Below are 23,501 nucleotides of genomic sequence, written 5' to 3'. Positions count from 1 at the left end.
CACGGCTTTCTTAAATTCTGTAAGAATTACAGAGCGGTTACGTTCTCAGCCTGCGGGCCTTTCTGACCTTGGGTCACAGAGAACTGTACGCGCTGACCTTCAGCCAGGGTACGGAAACCGTTACCTTGAATGGCGCTGAAGTGAACGAAAACGTCCGGGCCGTTTTCTTGCTGGATGAAGCCAAAACCTTTGGTTTCGTTGAAAAACTTAACGGTACCGGTGATCATGTTAGACATATCTTTTAAACCTGTATTCAAAATAATTACTTATGCTTTTCAGCGGGTAAAGCTCAAAAAACGGGATTAACTTATGAACAACAGGACAAGATGTGAAACATCGTATTCATTGACATAACTATCGCCCTTTCAAGCTGGTTTGGATTATACGTGGCTTTGTAGATTACGCAAACAAATTTGTGCCCTGCCAACGGCAGGGCACAAACCGTTATAAGGTGGCCGCTTCCAACGCTTCGACCAGCGCTCTGAGAAAACGAGCCGCCTCGCCGCCGGTGCAGGCTCTGTGGTCAAATGTCATCGACAGCGGCAATGCCCTGACGGGACGCGCTTCACCATGGATGAACACCACTTTTTCGAACAATTTGCCTGCTCCTATGATGGCTACCTGCGGTGGCGTGACAATGGGGCTGGCATAGCGGCCTGCGATGGCGCCGAAGTTGGTGAGCGTAATGGTCGCCCCCTGCAACATCTCGCGCGGCACGGCGCGCGCCTTCACATCGGCGATCATCCGATCCAGCCCCTGCCGGATATCTGCCCCCTCCCGCTCGGCCACGTTCTCCATCACCGGCACATAGAGGCCATGCTTTGAATCCACCGCGATGGCCACATTGACCTCTTTGAACAGCCGCCGTGACAGGGTGTCGCCATCAAACCAGGCGTTCATCGAGGGCTCGGCGCGGCACGCCACGCCAATGGCCTTGATAAGGCGCACCGTCACATCCTCATCAGGCCGCCAGTGACGCAAATCCACCTCGTCGGTGATGCTGACCGGCACCACAGTCTGATGAGAGAGCTCCATCGCCTTGGCCATGGCCCTGCGCGACCCTTTGAGGAATTCGTTGCCACTGCTCTGCTGCGCCTCGAATGCCTGCTGTACATCCAGCTCGGTCACCATGCCGCCGCTGCCACTCCCCTTGATCCGCTCGATATCCAGACCCAGTTTTTGTGCCAGCAGGCGCACGGCAGGCATGGCTTGCACCAGCGATCCCCCCGGGGCAATGGCCCCCACCACGAAGTGATCCTCGATATGTTGCTGATGGGCGCTCACCTTGCCCACCACGGTGCCATCATCTTCGCCCCCCTCGAACTCCACCAGCGGCGCACCGATATGGAGGATATCCCCCTCGGCGCCGCAGAGACGGGCAATCACCCCGGCTACCGGAGAGGGTACATCCACCAGCGCCTTGGCGGTTTCCACTGACAAGAGCACCTGATCGACCGCAACGGTATCACCGGCACTCACCTTCCACTCGACGATCTCGGCTTCGGCCAACCCTTCACCCAGATCCGGTAATTTGAAAAATTTCATAGCCACTGGTTCTCCATCAGCTGGTGAGCGGCATCGGCGATATCCTGCTCGGTGATGAGGTAATACGCCTCGTTGCGATAGTAGGGGACGGCGGCATCCACCCCGGTCAACCGTTTGGGTGGCGCCTTGAGGCTGGGAAGTGCCTGCTCGGTCACCCGCGCCACAATTTCGGCCCCGACCCCGAAGCTGCCACACGCCTCATGCACCACCAGCAAGCGACCGGTCTTGCGCACCGAGGTGAGGATGGTCTCCATATCCAGCGGCTTGATGGTGGCCAGATCCAGCACCTCGCACTGGATATCCTGCTCGGCCAGCAGGTTCGCCGCCCGCATCACCTCCTGGATGCAGGCCCCCCAGGCCACTACCGTGATATCCCGGCCCGGGCGCAGGGTGAAGCAGACATCCAGCGGCAGGCCGACACCGTCATCCACCACCTCGGATTTCATCGAGCGATAGATGCGATCCGGTTCGAAAAACATCACGGGATCCGGATCGCGGATGGCCGAGAGCAGCAAACCATAAGCGCGCCTCGGGCTGGAGGGGATCACCACCCGTAGCCCCGGAATATGGGCAAACAGCGCCTCGACACTCTCGCTGTGATGTTCAGGCGAATGAATGCCCGCGCCATACGGGGAGCGATAGACGAGGGGACAGGAGAGGCGGCCACGGGTGCGGTTTCGCATCCGCGCCGCCTGACAGATGATCTGCTCCATCCCGGGGAAGATGAAGCCCTGAAACTGGAACTCCGCCACCGGCTTGAGCCCCTGGGTGGCCATGCCGACCGCCACCCCGGCGATCAGCCCCTCGGCCAGCGGCGTGTCGATCACCCGCTTGAAACCGAACTTGTCGCGCAGGCCCACGGTGGCGCGAAACACCCCGCCGTTGACCCCCACATCCTCGCCCAGTACCACCACATCCGGGTCGTGCTCCATCTCGTAGTGAAGGGCCATGTTGACCGCTTCAAGCAAACTGATCTCACTCATGGCCAACCTCCTGCTTCATCCCCTTGGCAATCACTCGCTCGCGCTGGGGCACGAGTTCGGCGGGCAGGCTGGCGTAGTGATAATCGAGCATCGCCTCCGGCGGCTGGGGCGCCATCGTCTCATAACGGGCGACCGCCTGCTCTACCTCCCGGGTGGCTTCCGCCAGCAGGCTCTGCTCCTGCTCTTCATCCCACCAGCCCTGGCTGTGCATAAACTGGCGCAGCCGCTTGACAGGCTCTTTCGCCCAGGCGGCCTCGACCTCAGCCCCATCGCGATAGCGAGTGGCATCGTCGGCCGTGGTGTGATCGCCGAGGCGATAACTGACCGCCTCGATCAGAGTCGGCCCCTTGCCGCTGCGGGCCCGTTCGACGGCACTGCGGGCGGCATCGTAGACCGCCACCACATCGTTGCCATCCACCTGCAGGCTGCGCACCCCTGCACCAATCCCCTTTTGGGCCAGCGTAGGGGCACTCGATTGCAGCTTGCGCGGCACCGAGATGGCCCACTGGTTGTTGTTGACGATGATGACCATCGGCAAGTGCCAAACACCGGCGCAGTTCAGCCCCTCCAGAAAATCCCCCTTGGAGGTGCCGCCGTCGCCGATAGTGACTACGGCAACGCGCGGTTGATTCCGCAGTTTGAAAGCCGAGGCAATACCGCAGGCGTGGGTGATCTGGGTGGCGATGGGGACGCAGATGGGGAGATCTTCAGAGGGAGTCCCATCGGGTTTGAGAAAATAACTGCCCCGCTCGTCACCGCCCCAATATTGCAGGTTTTTCTCCATCGGTACGCCCCGCACATAGAGGGTGGGCATGTCCCGATAGTAGGGGACGTAGACATCCTGCGGCTGCATGGCCAGACCAATGCCAATCCCCACGGCTTCTGCGCCGAGATGGGAGGGAAAAGTACCGAGTTTGCCGGTTCGTTGCAGCGCAATCGCTTTTTTGTCATAGCTGCGCACCATCACCATATTGCGATAGAAGGTGTGCAGTATCGCCTTGTCCAGCCAGGTCGGTAAGGTGGCGACCGGGCACCCTTCCGCATCGAGGTAACGAAGGAAAGGGATGTCGACATGGGTCATAACTGGCTCCTTGCCGTTGTAGACGTCACCGATGCTGGTGACACCTAGATGTAAATATCTTGTTAAATAAAAAGCAAAGGGATTTACTCAGGTAAGACCAGTAGAAACTTCTTTAAAGTAGCGAAGGAGCTGAATTTTCGGCGATGAGTGGCAAGGTATGCCGTAAATGGTGCAACTTTGCAGCGCTGAATGCAGGATGCAAAATGTGAAAAAGGGGAGCCTTGCTCCCCCATTGAGTTACTTCAGTCAGCCGTTACTCCAACCAGCAGTTACGCCAGCCACTGTTGCAGCTGGCGGGCCATGCCAGCTGGCAGCAAGTGAGCGCGACTTAGCAAGCGGCTGCGCCAGGGCTCGGCCAGCAAGGTCGGGCAAATTCGCATCTCCCGTCCCCGGTCAGCCACGCGCACCAGCCTGTCGACAAGAGTCTCCAGCGGCGGATACACCGGCCAGTGGGGATAGAGATCGGCAGTCGCGATCCCGGCCAGATCGCACACCCACTCACCTTTCTCATCTCCCTTCCCAGCAACCGTTGGCCAGGGGTGAAGGACATACAGCCAGACCGGCCGTGCAGCCTCCAGCAACTGACCCAGCGTCGGCTGCGCAAAATGGGGATCCCCTGCGGCTTTGAGCAGATGACGCGCCCCCGCCAGCACCACCACGCCGTGGGCGGGAAGTGCAAGAAGATAGTCGGCCAGCGCCTGATCCCGCCCCCTGTTGTGCTGCTGCCAGCGCTCCGGACTCATCTCCTCCCACTCGAATGAGGGCTCGCAGAGATGCACCCGCAGCCGCATATGTTCAGGGCGCGCCAGATTGCTCTGGCGCAAGTCGGTAAAGAGGGCCGGAAACTCGGGGGCCATCCAGGCAGGAAAGGCGCAGGAGTCGAGCCAGGCCGGATAGAGCCGCCCCAGCGTCAGCGGCTCACCCTGCCAGCACTCCTCCCCCGTCAGCCAGGCATCGAGCAAGCTCTGATGGCGGCGGTTGCCGCACTCCAGCACCAGATCGGTCATGACTCCCCAGAGCGCAGGATCACAGAGCCAGGCGTGCTGGTGCCGGATAAAATCCGGGTGCCAGTGCGGCTCCCCCAGTCCCACCAGCTTGCCCGCCAGCAAGGCTTCCCGGATGGCGTCTATCGGAGTCATGGCGACCACTCTGACCACGTTTTCATTTTCCTGCGCTATCCCCGACATCAGGTTTATCTCCTCGCTCCCACCCACCATAACAACCCGCTTCTCGCGTTTATTGATGACATCAGTTATCACGGCCAGATCCATTCCCCCCTGATAGTCTCTGCCATCGATCACAGGTGGTGGTTGCCATTGCACCGTACCCGCCCCGTCAGCTCGTCAGTAAAAAAGTGTTGCGAACGGAACAAGATAGCCGAGATAATGATAATGCTTATCATTTGAATATTATGGAAGATGTAAATAATGAAATCCTCAACCTCCCGTTTTATTGCTCCCAGCCTGCTGGCCACTACCATCGTCCCCCTGCTGACCCAGCAAGCGATCGCCGCCAGCAACGCCCCTCAAGCCGATGAGGTGATTACCGTCACCACCACGGCGCACAATACCCGCTCGGCACCGGCCTCTATCTCTGTCATCACCGCAGAACAGATCGCCGCCGCACCGGTCAATGACCTTGCCGACCTGCTGCGCCACGAAGTTGGCATTCAGGCTGAAGCTGACACCAATGGCCGCAGCGATATCGGTATTCGCGGCATGTCCGGCAAGTACACGCTAGTGCTGGTGGATGGCAAACGCCTCTCCTCCTCCAATGCCCTGTGGCGCGGCGGCAACTTCGACAACACTCCCGTGCCCCTTGGCATGATCCAGCGGGTCGAGGTGATCCGTGGCCCCATGTCGGCACTTTATGGCTCCGATGCCATCGGTGGTGTCATCAACATCATCACCAAGCAGCCGGGCAAAACTTGGCAAGGGGCGGCCGATGCCGACTTCAAGGCCATCGAGGGCAAGGATGGCGGCGATCAGCACAGAACCAACCTGGGCTTTACCGGCCCGCTGACCGACAACCTGCTGATCCGGATGAACGGTGAGGTGTATGACCGTCAAGCCTGGACCCCCACCGAAGCCGCTGACGGCATCCCCCTTATCGAAGCCAAGCAGACCCGCAACTTCGCCTCCACCCTGAGCTGGCTGGTGGATGAGCAGCAGCGCTTCGAGCTGGATTACCTCTACAACCAGGATGAGCGACCTCTCGATACCTTCCGCAAAATCGGCAATAAGATACACAGCCGCCAACAGCAAAACGATCGCAACCTGTTTGGGCTGACCCACAAGGGGAACTGGAGCTGGGGTGACACCACCGTCATGGTCAACTACGAAAGCTCCAAGATAGATGACTTCAACGACATTCTAAAAATCCACCAGCAGCCTAAAGAAGAGAACAACTTTACTTTGAAGGGCTACACCAACCTGACGCTGGCCAACCACTACCTGACCCTGGGTGGTGAATATCTGGATCGGGAGCTGGTGGATGCGGTGAGTTACCAGGATATCGGCGGCAAGGAGAGCAACTCCCAGGAGGCGCTGTTCGCTCAGGACGAGATCGGCCTGACCGACAGCCTGAGCCTGACTCTCGGTGGCCGCTACGATCACCACGGGCTCTACGGCAGCCACTTCACCCCGCGCGGCTATCTGGTCTATGAGATGAACGATGTGGTGACCGTCAAGGGCGGTGTTAGCCAAGCCTTCAAGGCGCCAGCCTCGCATCAGTATACAAACGGCTACAGCACCGAGAGCTGCGGCGGCAGCTGCCGCATCTATGGCAGCAACAAGGTCAAACCGGAAACCAGCACCAACTACGAGCTGGGGGTCATCGCAGGAGAGGGGATCTGGGAGACCAGCGCCACCCTCTTCTACTCGGACATAGACGACATGCTAATCAACAAGGCGTTACCTGGTCCTCAAAAGCAATATTCTGACCGCACCTGGTACAACCTGGAGAAGGCCACCACCAAGGGGCTGGAGCTGACCGGCAAGCTCGATCTGACCGACGATATCAACCTTGGCGCCAACTACACCTACCTCAAGGCGGAAGGCGATCAGGGTCAGGCCCTGCCCGAACGGCCGGAGCACAAGGCCAATGCCAAGATCACCTGGCAGGCCACCGAGCGGGTCAATGCCTTCGTTGGCACCACCTACACCGGCACCCAGTTTGCCGAGCAGACCGTCAACAAGGTTGTCGTACTGCACAAGCTGCCCAGCTATCAGACCTTCGATCTCGGTACCGGCTTCAAGGTCACCGAGAACTTTGACCTGCGACTGGGGATCAACAACCTGACCGACGTGCGCCTGCAAGAGAAAGACACCCTCTTCCAGAACGTCGAACCGGGTCGCAGCTACTACGTCAGCGGCTCAGCCCGCTTCTAAGGTAGCCAAGGTCGATATAACAGAGCGCGGGCCCATGCGCGCGCTCTGTTAACCAAGAGAATAAGGGGAAGATCCCCACTGGACAGCAAAGAGCATGCAGATTTCCATTTTCATCAGGATCGCTCATGTTCACCTCACTTCTGAATGCTTCACCCCTTGCCACATTGCCCACCCCTGACGAGATGTTAAAGGCCAGACCCTGTCCGGCACGGCTCGCTCGCCAAATCGCACGCAGCCGCCAGCAAGCCCGCCATATTCTGCAGGGAGAGGATGATCGCCTGCTGCTGGTGATCGGCCCCTGCTCCATTCACGATCCGGCAGCCACCCGTGACTATGGTGGCCGGCTGGCTGAACTGCAGGGCCAATACGGGGAGCAGCTGCAACTGGTGATGCGCACCTATTTCGAAAAGCCGCGCACGACGCTCGGCTGGAAAGGATTTATCTTCGATCCCGACCTCGATGGCAGCGATCGACTGGAAAAGGGCCTATCCCAGGCCCGAGAGTTACTCCTGATGCTTGGACAGGAAGGGCTCGCCTGTGCCACCGAATTTCTCGATCTCACCAGCATGCTCTATCTGGGGGATCTCATCAGCTGGGGTGCCATTGGCGCTCGCACCACCGAATCCCAGCTCCACCGCCAACTGGCCTCGGCCCTCCCCTGCCCCATCGGTTTTAAAAACGGTACCGACGGCAATATCCGGATCGCGGTAGAGGCGATCCTCGCCAGCCGGGCGGCCCACCTCTATACCCAGCCTTCCGGTGATGGCCAGCTGGCACTGGTGCGCAGCCATGGCAACCCCGACTGCCACCTGATCCTGCGCGGTGGCCGCCAACCCAACTATCAGAGCAATCATGTGACAGAGACTGGTGAGCTGCTGCGCCAGCATCATCTCTCCCCTCGCCTGATGATCGATTGCAGCCACGGCAACAGCCAGAAGCAGCATGCCCGCCAGCTGCTGGTTGCCCGTGACATTGCCGACCAGCTGGGTGCTGGTAGCCATGCCATCGCCGCCATCATGGTGGAAAGTTTTATCTGCGAAGGGCGTCAGGATATCGGCAGCAAACCGCTGCACTACGGCCAGTCGATCACCGATAGCTGCATCGGCTGGGAACAGACAAGGCAGCTGCTCGATATGGTGGCAGAAGGGGTAGAGGTGCGCCGCCAGCAGCGGATCGCCCTGGCGGGATAAATAGCGGATTATTCAGATAACGCAGAAAAGAGTGTGGCCCCAATGGGGCCACCTTGTTGTTCACTGTCTGACGCACGTCAGGCGACTGACTCACGCTCCACCAGCTGGGCTTCAAACTTGAGCGCCAGGCCGTCCACCGGCTTGTGATCGAGCAGACGCAGCGCCAGCTCGGCTGCGCGGCTGCCCATCTCCTCGATGGGGTAGCGCACCGTGGTGAGCTTGGGATAGATGTAGCGGGCGTAGGGGATATCGTCGAACCCCACCACCGACACCTGCTGCGGGATCTTGTAACCCCGCTCCAGCAGGCAAGAGATCGCCCCCGCCACCATGCCGTCATTGAAACCGAGCACGGCCGTGAACTCGACACCACGGGCCAGCAGTTCACTCATCGCCACATAGCCGCCATTTTCGTCGGCATAGGCGCGGCTGACGAGTGCAGGATCAAAGGCGATCCCGGCTCTGGCCAGGGTCTGGGTGTAACCGGCCATCCGCTGCTGACCATCGACAAACTCTTCATCATCGGAGGTGATAAAGGCGATGTTGCGATGACCGGCATCCAGCAAGTGCTGGCACGCGGTGGTGATCCCCGCCTGGTTATCGAGCCAGACGCAGCGATCTTCCGCGCCCGGCACCTGACGGTTGATGAACACGATGGGGGTAGAGCCAGCCGCCAGCTCGCTCAGCTCCTCGTCAGGGAGCGCCTTGCTGTGGAGGATCAGCGCATCGCACTGTCGCTGCAGCAGCGCCTGAATGGCGTGACGCTCGCGCGCGATATCGTGGTTGCCAGACATGACGATGGTGAACTTGTTGGCCTGATCGACCATGGTTTCGATGCCACGCATCATCTGGGCAAAGAAGGGGCCGCCGCAGAGGTCGCCAACCAGCACGCCAATGCAGTTGGAACGCTTGCTGACCAGTGCCTGGGCAAAACTGTTGGGTCGAAAATTCAGTTCCTTCATGGCCGCCAGTACGGCCTCACGCTTTTCCGGTGCTACCTGTGCCGTGTTGTTGATAACCCGCGACACGGTGGAGATAGACACATTTGCCAGCTGAGAAACGTCTTTAATCGTTGCCACTATCCATTCCTTTATTGTGGGGGAACCTGTCGGTGCCGACGCCCGAGTATACCCTGCGGCCTGATGCAATTCCCGGAGCCAGGTCACCAGGCATGTTTCCTTTGGTAACAAAACCTTACCCGATGATACCCGGCAGCAGGGAAATTTGAAAACAGGGGCCGGCTGGCGGCCCCCGACTCAATAGGCGTGATTGAGCTCCCGCTCTGACATAAAGCGCAGCGGCTGCTGCAGCTTGTGCTGATAGATGAGATCGAACGACAACACGTTTTGCACGTAGTTGCGGGTCTCCTTGTAGGGAATGCTCTCGACCCACACGTCCATCGGCTTGTTGTCACTCTGCTCTCGCCAGCGTTTTACCCGTCCTGGCCCGGCGTTGTAGGCGGCCGCCGCCAGGATCCGGTTGCCATCATAGACATCCAGCAAGCGCTTGAGATAGGCGCTCCCCAGACGAATATTCATCGTCGGATCAAACAGTTGTTGCTCGTTGCGATAGGGCACCCCCAGCTTGCCGGCAGTCTCTTTGGCAGTAGCAGGCATCAGCTGCATCAGACCGCGCGCCCCCACCGGCGACTGGGCCAGCGGATAGAGGGCACTCTCCTGACGGGAGATGGCGTAGAGCAAACTGGTGTTCATGGTGCGCTCTTGCGCCATCTGGGAGAAGGTGCGTTTGAGCGGCAGCGGGAAGCGCAGGTCGAGGGCATCCCACGCTTCGGCGCGAATGCTGGCGAGAATGGCCAGCTCGTGCCAACCCTGATTGAGGGCAATATGACCAAACTCGATGCGCTGGGCCACCGGATTGCGATCCATGTTGTGGATCCACTCCGAGCGGGCCGCCGCAATCTCGTTCATCGACAGCAGCTCGCGCACCCGCAACAGGAAGGGCCAGCGCTGACTGGCCGTGCGCCAGTCCGGTACATGCTTGACGCTCTGGTTCTTGATGCGATAAGGCACCCCGGTGCGCTGGGCGGCCATAAAGCCGTAGAAACCGCGCAGGTTGGCGGTCTCCAGATAGAGATCCCGCGCCGGTTTTTGCTGCCCCTGCACTTCAAGGGAGCGCGCCATCCAGTAGCGCCAGCGATCCTCTTTCTGACGGGCCATCGGCATCATCTTCACCCAGCCGGAGAGGCCACGCCAATCCTGCTCCCAGATGGCCAGTCGTGCCCGCAGCTCGGTGATATCGGGATCCGCCAGCTTTTTCACCGTGCTGTCGACCCAGCTGCGCTGGGCTATGGAGCGATCCAGCAGCAGGCGGCGGACAATCGCACGCTCTACCGGTTTCACCTCGGCCTGGGTCAGGCCGAAACGGCTGCGCAACAGCGCAAGCTGGCGCAGCACCGACTCCGGCTCCTGATTGGCATAGCGGGTCAAACCGAGGGAGAGCAGCTTGCGGGAATAAGGATTGCTGCTGAAATAGGCTGGGTTCATCGCCTTGGCGGGCTGCTCGAACAGGGTCACCATCTGATCGCCATAGCTTTGCAAGCCGCTACCCAGGGTCGCGCCAAGATGGCGGATCAGATTGGGGTTTTCCGCCTCGAACGCCAGCGTCATCCGCTGCCAGATCTTCTCCTGGGTTCTCTGACCGGATGCCTGCCACAGCTGGAATAGCGGGGAGCAGGCATCGGGACGGGATTGGCCGCTCATCCAGATCTTGCCAGCCCCCTGCAACGCCTCTTTCGGCTTGCCGGTGTAATAGAGCGCCTGATAGTGCATGCAGAGCAGATCGGTGGAGCTCGGCTTGGCCGGATAGAAGCGCAGGAACTGCGACCACTGCTGGCTCTGGGCCAGATAGGTCAGATAGCTGCGCTCCAGCCGGTTGGACTGGGGGGTATCCCCATGCTGGCGGATAAAGCGGGTCACATCGTTGTAATCCGCCGCCCCCGGACGAAAGGCGAGCTGATAGTAATCGAGGTAAGGGAGCAGGGGGTAATGGGTCAAACGGGCACGAATTTGCTGGAAACGGGCCTGATCATTGGCCCGTACGGCGTCATACGCCTGACGGTAGAGCGTCTGGTCGGCAGTCTGCGCCATCAGGGTCGGCACAAACAGCGCCGACAAAACAATTCCCCATACAGCTTTCACTGAACATCTCCATTGAGGGCAATACACCGCCCGGTGGCGGTGGGTCTACTGCCTCTCATTCTACCCGTTGCCGGGCAGCGCTACAGCGGGGAGCAGGGACTATTTTTCTGCCTCGCTCAGCTGCATTTCGCGCAGTTGCTCAGGTCTGGTCAGCCGCTGTACATATTTCTCCAGATAGGGCACCGGCAGCGGCTTGGAGGCGAGATAGCCCTGATAGAAACTGCACCCCTGCGCCTTGAGAAACTCCAGTTGCTGACGGGACTCCACCCCTTCCGCCGTGACGTTGAACCCCATATGTCGCGCCATGGCGATCACCGCCTCGACGATGGCCATGTTGTCACCATCTTTCGGGATGTCCTGAATGAAGGAGCGGTCGATCTTGAGCTCATCGGCAGGCAGCCGCTTGAGGTAGCTCAGGGAGGAGTAACCGGCGCCAAAATCGTCGATGGCAAAGCTGATGCCGAGCTCCTTGAGCTCGGTCATCTTGCTGATGGTGTCCTCTGCATGACCCAGCACCACGGATTCGGTGATCTCCAGATTGAGGCAGGCCGGATCCATGCCGGTTTGCGCCAACACATCGTGGATCCGCTCGACAAAATCGGTGGCATGGAACTGCTTGGCACTGACGTTGACCGAGATCTGCGGAATGTGGATGCCGTTCTCCTCCCACAGCACATACTGGGCGCACGCCTCGTGCAGCACCCAGTTGCCGATATCGACAATCAGGTCCGTCTCCTCGGCAATGGGAATAAATTCGGCCGGCGAGACCAGCGAGCGACCGGCCGGCTGCCAGCGAATGAGCGCCTCGACACCAATGATATCGCCGCCATCGACCATATGCTGGGGCTGATAGTAGAGGGTCAGCTCTTGCTGGCTGAGGGCGTTGCGCAATTCGTTGTGAATGAGCAGACGGCGATCCGCCTGCTGCTGCATCGAGGCATCGAAGAAGCGACGGGTCTTGCGGCCAGCGGACTTGGCCTGATACATGGCGGTATCCGCCTGCTTGAGCAGATCATCGACCCCCTGCTCCCGATCCGGAAACAGGGTAATGCCGACGCTGGCACCGATGTGCAGCACCTGCCCCACATAGGTATAAGGAGCGGCAATCTCGGTGATGAGCCGCTCGGCAATGATATCGGCCTGCATCTCCGCCTGGGGCGGGCTGGCCGAGAGCGATGGCAGCAACAGAACAAACTCGTCACCACCGAGGCGGGCCAGACAATCCCCCTGTCGCACCAACCGTTTGAGACGGGCGGCGACCTCCTTGAGCAGCCAGTCACCGGTGGCGTGGCCGAGGGAGTCGTTGATGGTCTTGAAGTGATCGAGATCGATAAAGAGCAGCGCGCCAATCAAGCCATCGCGGGTCGCCTCGTTGAAGGTCTGCACCAGAGTCTCGTGGAGCTGACGGCGATTGGGCAATCCGGTCAGCTCGTCGTAATAGGCGAGATCCTGAATGCGTCGCTCGGCCGCCTTGCGCTCGGAGATATCCTCGAAGCAGATGACAAAGTGGCTGATCACCCCTTTTTCATCCTGCACCGGCGTCACTATCTCCCACTGGGGATAGGTGTGACCATCGGCATGGCGACGCTGGGTCTCCCCCTGCCAGCGGCTGAGGGTATTGAGCTCGTAGCCGAGCCCCCCCAGATTGGGCCAGAGATCCTCTTCCAGATGCAGGCCCAGCACCGACTGGCTGTCAAAGCCGGTGATCTGGCTGAAGGCGTTGTTGACCCGCAGGATCTTGAACCCCGGATCCGTGATAATGATCCCTTCGTGGGTCTCGAATGCAACGGCAGAGAGGCGCATCTGGGCATCTGATTGCAATCGCTCCAGCTCGGCCACCATCCGTACCGAAAAGGTATTGAGCACCGAGGTGAGATTGCTGGTATCTGCCGGGGCCGAATAGAGCAGCGCCAGATGGCCCAGAAGTTGGCCTCTGGCATCAAACAGCGGCTGACCATAATAAGTCTGCCCGGCCGCCAGCCAGGGTTGATACTCCTGCGACTCATCGATCACCTCGAAACAGATGGCCCCCTGCTTATAGAGCTCCTGACAGGGGGAGCCCGCCAGCGGGTAGTCTTTAAGCGACAACCCGTCGGCAGCCAGCACTTTGACCCGATCTGCACCGCACAACTCACCCACCCAGACCGCATCCACCTTGAGGATATGGGCCAGCTGGCTGACCAGGGTATTGAAGAAATCGAGCCCAGTGCGGGCAGAGAGAGCTTGCGCCAACTGGGTGAGCAGGGTGGTTTGCAGCAATGGCAAAGAGAGATTGAGGGAGGAGACCGCACTGTTGGCGGTATCAAGAGGGGCCAGCCAGCCACAGCAGATCTGCTGGGTGGGCACAAACTGGCCGCTCCAGAGCACATGGTTAAGCTGCCCCTGATCATCTTTCAGATGACCGATGAACTGTTCAGGCAGATGTGATTCATGAAGCCGGACGAGAAAGTCGGCAAAGCCTGCCTCATCTTCCGGTAACAGGCGAGCGGCCCAGGGATGATTGCCCTCCCCTTGCCACTGCTGGTAGGCCCCCTGATCAGAGAGACTCCACTGATCATGTTGCCGATCGAAAAACCACATGACTTGCGTGGCCTGCTGCTTCATTTACCACTCCAACACAACAACCAACCACGTTTGATGTCCAATCAGGCATAGCAACGCCCCCTGCATCCGCTCATCAGATCAGAGGTTGCGAGGGAAGAGTACAAACATGCGATATCAAGCAGTGGAAACCGGACATGAGGTCGACACGAAGTGCTGCCAAGAAGGGACAGAAACGATCCTATTCCCGTCATACTGCCTGCCAGTTTCATGGAGCTCAAGCTGTTTTTGGCACGAAACCGGAAAAGATCACAATTTATAAGTTGCTGAATAGCCAAGGGAAGGTTATGTGACACAGATCACATTTCAATCTTTACCAATGAGTAATCTGAAGGTGAAGACACAAGCAAGACGACCCGAAGGGGGCCAATATGAAAATCGAAATTACCAGCAAAATCATCGACATCACCCCGGCTATCCGCGAGCGCATCGAATCCCGTTTTGAAAAGCTCGAACGTCTTCAGGTGCCTCTCATCACACCCCATGTGATTGTTTCCAAAGAGCGTCTGATGTTCACTGTCGAAGCCAGTGCTGGCATCCCCAACGGCAAACTGTTTGCCCAGGCAGAGCATGAGGATCTCTACGCCGCCATCAACGAACTGGGGCAAAAACTGGAGCGCCAACTCAACCGTCACACCGAAAAGCCGATCGCCCGTCGTGCCAATGCAGCGCTCAAAGAGCAGCCGCAACCGGATGAAGCTGACGCTTGATTGCATGCCGCAAGGCTAAAAATTCTAAAGAGCATAAAGGCGGGGTCGCCCGCCTTTTTGTTGCCTGTGATTTGCCAACAAGCATCGCGTTACACCAGTGAACAGGCGCCATCAACTGAGCCAGTGCAACCGGGTATCCACCCCCTGTTGCAAACGATCGAGGATCGGCAGCAATACCAGCGGATCCTCTTGGCGTGGCATATCGGCCAGCTTTCCTTGCAACCGCTCCCGCGCCAGCGGCGACAGGTTGTCGTAGACAGCCTCATCCAGCAGCGGCTGTTTGACCGCCAGCGGCGGTGTTTGCAGCGCCAGCCAGAGCCGCACATCCACCATGCTTCCCCCCTGCTGCAGCCGCTCATTGATGGCACTGCAGTCACTCCCCGCCCCTTCAGCCACCAGCACCTCTGCCGGTCTCAGCTCAAAGTGCAGACGCCAGTCACGGCTCTGGGGAGTGGCCGCCGGTTTGGCATCAAACCAGGGCTGTTCCTCCACCGCATCGGTCAGCAGGGCCAGATGCAACCGGAAATCAGCCCGATCCCCATGCTGCAGGTCACGGTTGAGGCGCTGCCCCAACTGGCCCTCATCAACGAGCAGGTGATTACGGATTGAACTGGGCAGCATGAGATAACTCTCGAAAATGGCGATTTCACTGGTTATCGGCCACAAATCCAATTCTTTTAATGGAAAAATCCTGCTTGGGGGTTCACAAAACCGGAAGATCTGTTAGTATGCGCCTCGCACTTGTGGAGGGGTTCCCGAGCGGCCAAAGGGATCAGACTGTAAATCTGACGGCTCTGCCTTCGAAGGTTCGAATCCTTCTCCCTCCACCATTTCAAGTGCGACAAGTTGAAAGCAATACCCCGTGGAGGGGTTCCCGAGCGGCCAAAGGGATCAGACTGTAAATCTGACGGCTCTGCCTTCGAAGGTTCGAATCCTTCTCCCTCCACCATCATTCAGAAAACCCGGCCTCGCGCCGGGTTTTCGCATTTTTGGCCCATCGCAATTCATTCTCCCTCTGCACTGCCAACCTTTATCACGGCTTGCCCGCGGCCGAACGCGCAATAAAAAAACGGGAGGCCTGCGCCTCCCGTTTACGTTCATATCAGCCCTGTTACGGGATGAAGCGTTACAGAGTAAAGCGATAGAAGATATCGACCGCCTGGGCCACTCCGCTCATCGCCTGCAGATAGAGCCGTGGCAATACCTCGTAGCGCAGCTTGAATTCGGCGATGGGACTGAAGACCCCGACCCCGTACTGGAACTGCAAGCCCGGCAGCAGATAGGCCGACAGAGTCACCTGGGTGTTGTCACCACTGCCCGCGGTATCGAGGGAGACATCGCTCATCCCGAGCGACTCGCCAATGCTCGACACCACGCCGTTGGCCTGACTCACCGCACCGGCCACCAGCAGGCCGTTGAAACCGCCATCCTCACCGCCAGTCTGCAACCCTTTGCCACGCAGCAGATAGGAGAGCTGTTCCGACTGCGCCATCTGCGGCTCGGAGTAGACAGTGATCTCAGGCTTGCTGGCAGGGCCTGTCACCCGCACCCCGACCGTCACCTGACCCTCGATGGTATCGGGATCCCGGTTGGCTTCGATGTTGAGGAACGGCCGATCCAGCGGACCGGAGAAGAGGATCCGCCCCTCCTTGATGATGAGGTTCTGACCATAGGCCTTGAAGCGGCCGTTGGTCAGCACCAGCTGGCCGTTGCCTGCCAGCGGTTTCTCGGGATCCTGACGGATATTGAGACCGCCGGAGACATCGGTCTTCAGTCCCATGGCATCGAGCTTCACATCGTTGCCAAGGCGGATCGCCACCTTCATCGCCAGCGGCAGACTTGCCTGCTTGGGGGCCGGGGGCAGATCGTCATAGACCACAGTCACATCGTCGGAGACCGCCACCGCCGAATCCGGCAGGCTCTTGACCAGAATGCGCGCCCAGGGAATATCCACCTGACCGGTAATCCGGGTCTCCTCCCCCAGCGACACCGCGATATCGGGCGAGACTCTGACCCGGCCCATGCCCGGATATTGCGCCTCCAGATCCTTGCCCTGAATGGTGAGGCTGCCGCTGACCGGCATCTTGGCCCAGCTGAGCCAGCCGCCCAACGCCAGCGGCCCCTTGCCCACCAGCATGGAGCCATCGAGCTCGGCGCGGTTGCCCTCGATCTTGAGGCGGGTCACCAGCTTGGTCAGGGTCACCATGTCGGAGTGGGTCTGCACTTCACCGTCACGCAGGTTGAGCTGGCCAAACAGCAGGGGCGCCGCCAGGGTGCCGTCGAAGCGGGCATCGGCGGAGATGATCCCTTGCAGGGAGCGCACCTCAGGGATGAGCGGCGCGAAGGTATTAAGCTTGAGGTCGTCAAACTTGAGCTGACCGCCGAGCAGACCGCGACCGGCGGGCTCCTTGATCAGCAGGTCGGTATCGATATTGCCGATCTGCTTGGAGGCAAAATCGAGGCGAATGGCCGCCTGCTGCCGCTCGAAATCCAGGGCCAGAGCCAGCTGCTGATAATCGGTCTTGAGACCATCTGCCACAAAAGTGCCCGGCGTGGTGCGTACCACCGCATGCAGGGTAGGCTGATTGCCACGCCAGCTGGCGCGGCCATCGGCGGAGAGCATCGCTTGCCAGCGGAAGTTGTCCGGCAACCAGGGGCGCAGCCGCTTGAGATCAAACTCGCTCAGAGCAAACTCCAGGGTGCCCTGCGCAGCGGAGACCTGACTCCCCTTGACGCAGAGGCTGGCCCCTTGGGAGCCGAGGCAGAGATCCCCCATCGCCAGCCGTTGACGCGGCAGATCAAGATCCAGTGCCCAGGGGGAGCTCAAGTCCCAACGGCGCAGCGGGGTTTTCAGCTGCAACTCGGAGAGCGCCCCGCGCCAGTGATCCCCGCGCACGCCGCCACCCAGCTTGAGGTTGGCGGCAACAGGGTCACCCTTCATGGTCAGGGTCAACAGATGCTGACTGATATCGCCGCTGAGATTCAGGGCCAGCTGGCTGAGCTTGGTCTCACCCTGTTTCAACTGCGCCACCAACAGCGAGAGCTCACCGGCCGGTTTGGCACCGATCACCGCATTACCCTTGAGGCTAATGCCCTTCAGGTCGGTGCCGGCATAGTAGAGCCGCTCGGAGGCCAGATCCGCATCGATTTTTGGCGTCTGCTGATTGCCACTGACCTTCACCTGTCCCTTGATATCCCCTTTCAGGCCGGGATAGATGCCCCCCAGCTGGGGAGCCTGCAGGTTGGCATCGAGCTTCCACTGGGCGCTGCTGATACTGCCCTTGGCCTGCAACTGGTTGGGGCCACTTTGCAGCGAGAGCGCCGGGATCTGCCACTCCATCTTGTCGTTGCCGCTAAGCTCCCCCTTTAGGGCCAGCGGGTACTGGTTGAGCTTGCCATCCACCTTGAGCTTGGGCAGTTTCAGCTCCCAGTGGCCCGCCTCGTTCATCACGAAACGGCTCTCCAGCTCACCGGCCAGCGTCCCTTTCAGCTCGGGCAGCAGCTCGGCCGGATTGATCCCCTTGAACAGAGTGGTTCCCTGCCACTCGATCCCCTTGTTCCAGGCGAGCTTGCCATCGAGCTTCAGCTCCCCCTTGAGGGCGTTGAGCTGCAAGGCTATCTTGCTGAGCCGCTCCAGATCCCCCTTCCCATCCAGCGCAAGCTTGAAGGGGGGCACATCGGTCCCCTTGCCGGAGGTATTGAGGGCAAACTGGTAGCCGGAGAGCTTGCCCTTGGCAGTCAGGCTCCCTTTGTCCAGCCGATAGCTCGGCTCATCTTTGGCTGGCTTGTGCAGAGGCCAACCGAGGCTCTTCCAGTCGAGGGCCAGATCAAAAGGGAGATCCGGGTCGAGCGAGGCCAGAGAGCCCTTGAGATTGGCGGCGACCGGCCCCTTGGCCGACAACGCCAACCCCAGCTTGCCGACCGAACCGCTCAGCGCCAGCGTGGCCTGCTCACCCTGCAGCTCGCCATCCAGCAGCCCCTTGCGGGCCTTGGCATCCAGGGTCACCGCCAGCGGGTAGTCGTCACTGAGCTGGATGTAGCCCTTGAGCGCCAGATCGGCCATGGCGTGGCGCAGCGAGAGCTCGCGCACCTCGATGCGATCGTCGGCAGCAGTGGCCGATAGCAACAGCTTGTCGAGCCCTTCAATCAGCTCGCCCTGCTTATATTGCACCCGGGTCGCGCTGACCCCTTCCAGCTGGATGGGGAAAGGAAGATGAATGGCGGGCAGGACAATGGGGGCTGCCTTTGCCGTGTTCGCAGCTGGCGTCCCTTTGCCCTGTTTGACGGTCTTGGCGCTGGCCTTGTCGTTGCGCGCCACCGCAGTCACGGCTTGCTTCTCGTTAGCGGCCGGCTGCTTGGCAGATTTGGCTGTGTTGACGGGTGCCGCGTCATCCAGCGTCACTGTCAGGTTATCGAGCACCGGGCCGCGTACAATCAGCCCCTTGCGGTTGAGGGTGGCGCCGATATCGAGGGACCCCAGGGTCACGGCCACGCCGGGCACCGCCAGATCGAGATCGGCCACCTTGAGGCTATCGACCTGGATCTTGAGTGGCAGCGGGTGCCAGACAAAGGGTTCGGAAGGCTCTTCCGGCGCAGGCTCGGAGTCGGCTACCTTGACCACCGGATGGGTCACCACCAGGGATTTTATCCAGAGCTTGCCCTGCAGCAACTTGCCGAGATCCCAGTCGAGCACGGCGCGATCCACAGTGACATCCACCAGCTCATCCTGCCAACCCGCCCCTTCCAGAGTCCAGCCATAGCCAAGCTGGCCCGCCACCAGCTCCCCCTTGAGGGAGGGCAGCGCCCCTTTGGCCTGTTGCCACAGCCACTTGTTGCCCTGATGGGTAAAGCCCAGCAGGCTGACACCGATGAGCAGCAGGAACACCAGCCCCATCAGCCAGAGAAAAATGCGTTTTAGCCAGATCACAATGCAGACCCCCGCGCAAGATACAGCCGCAGCGGCCAAAGAAAAAAGCGTTTAGACAACATCATAATTCAGGCCCCAATGCGAAATGCAGCCGCAAGGGCTTGTCCTCCTCCGATACCCCGACCGCCAGATCCAGCCTGACCTGACCGATGGGGGTGACCCAGCGTACACCGACGCCGGTACCTATTTTCCAGGGCTCGCTGTAATCGGTGGTTGAGGTGCCGCCATCCACAAACATGGCCCCCAGCCACTTCTCGCTGAAGCGGTAGTTGTATTCCAGACTGGCCACGCTGGTGTAGCGGCCACCGGTCAGCTTGCCATCCGGCCCGGTGGGGGAGATGCTCTCATAACCAAAGCCGCGCACCGTCTGATCGCCACCGGTAAAAAAACGCAGAGAAGGCGGCACCAGCGAGAAGCTGTCACCTATAATGGCCCCCTGCTCGGCCCGCATCAGGAATCTGTGGTTATCGCCGAGGGTACGCAGCCACTTGCTGCGCCCCCACACCCGCATAAAGCTGATGTCGGAACCCCATCTGGGGTCGGAGAACTCCAGCGTCAGCTGCTGGCGATCCCCCCAATCGGGCACCAGGGTACCGCGCACCCGCAGTCGGGACCAGGAGACCCCGGGGATCAGCAGCAAGCTGTTCCCCTCGTCGGCGCCCTGGGTATAGATCTCGTTCTCCAGCCGGATAAAGACGTCCCGATCCCAGCTCTCCGGCCGTCGCGTCCAGCGGTGCACACCGATGGTAGTGAGATCGGAGCGGGTATCGTTGTTGTCCTTGTACTGGTAACCGGTCTGGATGGAGTAGTAGTCCCGCAGCGGGTTGCCCACCGGGATCTGATAGTCGAAGCTGAGCTCTGCCTCCGGCGCCGACACCTTGGCGGTGGCAAACAGGCGGTGACCATAGCGGTTGACCCAGGGCTTCTCCCAGGTGGCACTCATCCGCGGCCCCACGTCGGTGGCGTAACCGATACCTGTCTCGATTTCGTGATCGACCCGGTTATCCAGCGTCACCGCGATGGGTACCCGATAGTTGCTCGCCTCGCTCAATACCGGCTTGATATCGACCTGACGGAACAGCTTGGTGGAGGAGACATCCTGCGACATCTCGGCCAGACGGATGGCGAGATAGGGGTCGCCGCTCTTGATGTTGATAAGCGGGCGAATAAGGTGAAGCGCTTCGGGAGTGGCATCGTAGCGGATCTCGCCAAAACGGTAGCGATGGCCCGATTCGAACAGAATAAAGATCTCTGCCGTCCCCTTGTCCGGGAACACCTTGACCTGACTCTTGCTCAGCTTGGCATCAAAGTAACCGCGCGCCAGCCCGAGGCTGCCCAGATCGGCCTTGATGGATTCATACTTGGCGTGGTTGAGGGGCTCGCCCTCTTTGAGGGGCAACTTGTCCAGCAGGGCGCTGTAAAGCTCGTCGCTGCCCGCATCCCCCTCCAGCAGAATATCGAGGCGGGAGACGATAACCGGCTCCCCCTTGTCCACCTCAATCACCACTTTGGACGGGGTTTTCTTGTCGCGACTCAGGGTGATTTTCGGCTGGTAGTAGCCATAAACCTGCAGCGCCTTTTGCACGCTCTCGGTGATTTTGGCGCGGGCCGGGCGGTATTGCCGCTCCTGATAGACTGGCAGGGCATTGAGATAGGCTTCAACGTTATCTTTGTTCTCCCCTTTCAACCCCTTGACCTGATAGGTGAGCTTGGCGGCAAACGCGGGCGAAGCCAGCAGCGACAGCAACAGGCCCACCCCCAGTACCCGCAGGCCGCGGCGAAACGCAGGGCCGGACAGTGAACGCCCTGCCAGCAGGGATGAAATGCATCCTGTCAAAGGTCAATATTCCTGAATCTGTGGTGAAGGAAACCAGCGCCCTTTCGGGCCAACCCCGAATGCGGCGCAGCACGCCATGCAGTGCATGGCCGTGACACAATAATGCGCGCCAGAAAAATGGCGAACCTTATCCTAACATAGGCATCGGCCAGCGACAGCGCGGTGCCATTGGCAAATTCGCCATATCTTTTAAGAGGTTGACCACAAATCACACATTTTGGTGACAATGACGACGCCCGCTTTCCCGATGAGGGCGAGCTGACCTGCCCTGAACATGCTTCACCCCGTCGTCAGGCACCATTTGTCACCTCTCCCCCTCTCTTTACCCAAAAGCACCGTAAAGCCCCGTCATTCATGGCGGGGATATAAGGTGTGAATGGCGTAGCCGTTCCATGGTTAATGAGGTGTTTGCTGTTGCTCGATGTACTGCCGGATGATCTCTATCGGAGCGCCGCCACAACTCGATGCAAAGTAAGATGGCGACCACAACATGCCCTTGTAGTAGAACTTGGCGGCGATGTCTGGCCGCTCTTTTCGCAGCACCCGACTGGATGCCCCTTTTAGGCTGTTCACCAGCGCCGATACTGCCACTTTTGGCGGGTAATTCACCAGCAGGTGAACATGATCAACCTCTCCATCCATCTCTTTTAGCTCTGCCTCAAAGTCAGCGCAGATCTTGGAGAACAGCTCTCTAAGGCGGTCGATGGCGGCATTGTCGAATACTCTTCTGCGATATTTCGTCACAAAGACCAAATGAACATGCATAGAGAAAACGCAGTGTCTGCCAGTTCTAATGTCATTGATTTTGCTCATAGACCAAAGTATATTATAGCCATGCAACGACTTCAAGCCTTCAAATATGAACTTCGGCCAGACGGCCAGCAACAGCTGCGAATGCGCCGCTTCGCTGGTTCATGCCGTTTCGTGTTCAACAAGGCGCTGGCGTTGCAGCAGGAGCGCTTTGAACAGGGCGAGAAGAAGCTCGGCTATGCGGAGCTGTGTAAACAGCTCACCCAATGGAAGTCGGAAGACTCAACCGCTTGGCTTGCCGAAACGCCCTCCCAACCCTTGCAGCAAACGCTAAAAGATCTGGAGCGAGCCTACACTAACTTCTTCGCCAAACGCGCCGATTTCCCTCGCTTCAAAAAGAAGGGTTTATCCGATAGCTTCCGCTATCCGCAAGGTTTCAAGCTCGATCAGGCCAATAGCCGTCTGTTCCTGCCTAAGTTGGGTTGGCTACGCTACCGCAACAGTCGGGATGTGCTCGGGGTGATCAAGAACATCACCGTGAGCCAATCAAGCGGTAAGTGGTATGCCGCTATCCAGACCGAGCGAGAGGTTGATGTGCCCGTTCATCAAGGCACAGCTGTTGGCCTCGATATGGGGATTAAACGCTTTGTCACCCTGTCAGATGGCAGCCACAAAGACCCACTTAACAGCTTCAAGGCTCACGAAAAAGCCTTGCGCAAAGCGCAGCAGGCGATGAGCCGCAAAGTCATATTCAGCCGCAATTGGAAGAAAGCGAAAGCCCGTATTCAGCGCATCCAGACTCATATCGGCAGTGCCCGCCGCGACTACTTGCATAAGATCTCGACCGCCATCAGCAAAAACCACGCGCTGGTATGTGTCGAAGATTTGCAGGTGCGAAATATGTCCAAGTCAGCGGCGGGCACAACTGACACGCCTGGGCGCAACGTGCGAGCCAAGTCGGGCCTGAATAAGGCTATTTTAGATCAAGGCTGGGGCGAGTTTCGGCGTCAGCTCGACTACAAGCTGGCTTGGAATGGCGGGCATTTGATAGCGGTGCCGCCGAAGAACACCAGCCGAACGTGCCCATGTTGCGGGCATATCTCGGCTGATAATCGTCAAACACAAGCTACGTTCGAATGTGTGGAGTGTGATTTTAAAGAAAACGCCGATCTAGTCGGCGCGATCAATGTGTTAAGGGCGGGACACGCCCAGTTAGCCTGTGAAGTGAGTGGTGCAATAAGGCCGCCAGCAGCAGGAACCCACCGAAGCGAATTAAGCGTAATCGCCTAACCGCAGTAGGAATCCCCGTCCTTTAGGGCGGGGAGGATGTCAA

At 59.4% G+C, this 23,501-nt stretch carries 16 protein-coding genes and 2 tRNA genes; 6 read left to right on the top strand and 12 right to left on the bottom strand.

The features are described from left to right. Positions 1–26: 26 nt before the first annotated feature. From AB5Z09_RS09285 to AB5Z09_RS09265, 5 genes are all read right to left on the bottom strand, one after another. Positions 27–236 (bottom strand): cold-shock protein, encoded by a 210-nt coding sequence (locus AB5Z09_RS09285; RefSeq protein ID WP_005302803.1) that lies wholly within the window; start codon positions 234–236, stop codon positions 27–29. A 208-nt stretch (positions 237–444) separates the two neighbouring features. Continuing rightward, the gene (locus AB5Z09_RS09280) at positions 445–1,545 is read right to left on the bottom strand and encodes a dihydrolipoamide acetyltransferase family protein (RefSeq protein ID WP_005359484.1); all 1,101 of its coding nucleotides are present in this window, start codon (positions 1,543–1,545) and stop codon (positions 445–447) included. After that, positions 1,542–2,528 (bottom strand): alpha-ketoacid dehydrogenase subunit beta, encoded by a 987-nt coding sequence (locus AB5Z09_RS09275; RefSeq protein WP_021231077.1) that lies wholly within the window; start codon positions 2,526–2,528, stop codon positions 1,542–1,544. Before AB5Z09_RS09275 ends, AB5Z09_RS09280 begins: the two co-directional genes overlap by 4 nt. Beyond that, positions 2,521–3,609: a pyruvate dehydrogenase (acetyl-transferring) E1 component subunit alpha gene (gene pdhA / locus AB5Z09_RS09270; protein ID WP_139444028.1), complete on the bottom strand. Its 1,089-nt coding sequence runs from the start codon at positions 3,607–3,609 to the stop codon at positions 2,521–2,523. Before pdhA ends, AB5Z09_RS09275 begins: the two co-directional genes overlap by 8 nt. A 269-nt stretch (positions 3,610–3,878) precedes the next feature. Next, the gene (locus AB5Z09_RS09265) at positions 3,879–4,868 is read right to left on the bottom strand and encodes a hypothetical protein (protein ID WP_368195122.1); all 990 of its coding nucleotides are present in this window, start codon (positions 4,866–4,868) and stop codon (positions 3,879–3,881) included. A 168-nt stretch (positions 4,869–5,036) separates the two neighbouring features. Here AB5Z09_RS09265 and AB5Z09_RS09260 point away from each other — a divergent pair, with 168 nt between their 5' ends. Together AB5Z09_RS09260 and AB5Z09_RS09255 are read left to right on the top strand one after the other, a co-directional pair. Then, the gene (locus tag AB5Z09_RS09260) at positions 5,037–6,998 is read left to right on the top strand and encodes a TonB-dependent receptor (protein ID WP_368195121.1); all 1,962 of its coding nucleotides are present in this window, start codon (positions 5,037–5,039) and stop codon (positions 6,996–6,998) included. A 125-nt stretch (positions 6,999–7,123) separates the two neighbouring features. Next, entirely contained in the window at positions 7,124–8,188 is a 1,065-nt protein-coding gene (locus AB5Z09_RS09255; RefSeq protein ID WP_368195120.1) for a 3-deoxy-7-phosphoheptulonate synthase, read from the top strand. 77 nt (positions 8,189–8,265) lie between these two features. Here the strand turns inward: AB5Z09_RS09255 and AB5Z09_RS09250 are convergent, their stop codons facing one another. The 3 genes from AB5Z09_RS09250 to AB5Z09_RS09240 all read right to left on the bottom strand — a co-directional run bounded on the left by AB5Z09_RS09250 (position 8,266) and on the right by AB5Z09_RS09240 (position 13,947). Further along, positions 8,266–9,264, bottom strand: coding sequence for a LacI family DNA-binding transcriptional regulator (locus tag AB5Z09_RS09250; RefSeq protein ID WP_005350588.1), 999 nt, complete (start codon positions 9,262–9,264; stop codon positions 8,266–8,268). A gap of 177 nt (positions 9,265–9,441) precedes the next feature. Continuing rightward, entirely contained in the window at positions 9,442–11,343 is a 1,902-nt protein-coding gene (locus tag AB5Z09_RS09245; RefSeq protein WP_368195119.1) for a transglycosylase SLT domain-containing protein, read from the bottom strand. A 99-nt stretch (positions 11,344–11,442) separates the two neighbouring features. Then, positions 11,443–13,947, bottom strand: a complete 2,505-nt coding sequence (locus AB5Z09_RS09240; RefSeq protein WP_236293808.1) for a bifunctional diguanylate cyclase/phosphodiesterase — start codon at positions 13,945–13,947, stop codon at positions 11,443–11,445. A 368-nt stretch (positions 13,948–14,315) separates the two neighbouring features. On the opposite strand from AB5Z09_RS09240, the gene raiA reads away from it, so the two are divergent. Further along, positions 14,316–14,654: a ribosome-associated translation inhibitor RaiA gene (gene raiA / locus AB5Z09_RS09235; RefSeq protein WP_005334257.1), complete on the top strand. Its 339-nt coding sequence runs from the start codon at positions 14,316–14,318 to the stop codon at positions 14,652–14,654. Positions 14,655–14,765: 111 nt separating this feature from the next. On the opposite strand, the gene AB5Z09_RS09230 is transcribed toward raiA, so the two are convergent. Beyond that, the gene (locus AB5Z09_RS09230; protein ID WP_042080361.1) at positions 14,766–15,275 is read right to left on the bottom strand and encodes a VC2046/SO_2500 family protein; all 510 of its coding nucleotides are present in this window, start codon (positions 15,273–15,275) and stop codon (positions 14,766–14,768) included. A gap of 124 nt (positions 15,276–15,399) precedes the next feature. Between AB5Z09_RS09230 and AB5Z09_RS09225 the strand changes: the two genes are divergently transcribed. Continuing rightward, a tRNA-Tyr gene (locus AB5Z09_RS09225) sits at positions 15,400–15,484 on the top strand. A gap of 34 nt (positions 15,485–15,518) precedes the next feature. Beyond that, positions 15,519–15,603: transfer RNA gene (locus tag AB5Z09_RS09220), tRNA-Tyr, on the top strand. A gap of 177 nt (positions 15,604–15,780) precedes the next feature. Here the strand turns inward: AB5Z09_RS09220 and AB5Z09_RS09215 are convergent. The 3 genes from AB5Z09_RS09215 to tnpA form a co-directional block, all read right to left on the bottom strand. Then, the gene (locus AB5Z09_RS09215; protein WP_368195117.1) at positions 15,781–19,581 is read right to left on the bottom strand and encodes a translocation/assembly module TamB domain-containing protein; all 3,801 of its coding nucleotides are present in this window, start codon (positions 19,579–19,581) and stop codon (positions 15,781–15,783) included. A 61-nt stretch (positions 19,582–19,642) separates the two neighbouring features. After that, positions 19,643–21,418 (bottom strand): autotransporter assembly complex family protein, encoded by a 1,776-nt coding sequence (locus AB5Z09_RS09210; protein ID WP_005334265.1) that lies wholly within the window; start codon positions 21,416–21,418, stop codon positions 19,643–19,645. 396 nt (positions 21,419–21,814) lie between these two features. Beyond that, complete coding sequence (gene tnpA, locus AB5Z09_RS09205; RefSeq protein ID WP_064338318.1) at positions 21,815–22,231, bottom strand: IS200/IS605 family transposase; 417 nt, start codon at positions 22,229–22,231, stop codon at positions 21,815–21,817. Positions 22,232–22,252: 21 nt separating this feature from the next. Here tnpA and AB5Z09_RS09200 point away from each other — a divergent pair, with 21 nt between their 5' ends. Next, positions 22,253–23,458, top strand: coding sequence for an RNA-guided endonuclease TnpB family protein (locus AB5Z09_RS09200; protein WP_149153227.1), 1,206 nt, complete (start codon positions 22,253–22,255; stop codon positions 23,456–23,458). Positions 23,459–23,501 lie beyond the last annotated feature (43 nt).

The sequence above is a fragment of the Aeromonas sp. R2-2 genome (assembly GCF_040908355.1).
Taxonomy (GTDB): Bacteria; Pseudomonadota; Gammaproteobacteria; order Enterobacterales; family Aeromonadaceae; genus Aeromonas; species Aeromonas veronii.
The sequence above is the reverse complement of the archived record's forward strand: the minus strand, read 5'-3'. Positions and strand labels throughout refer to the sequence as shown.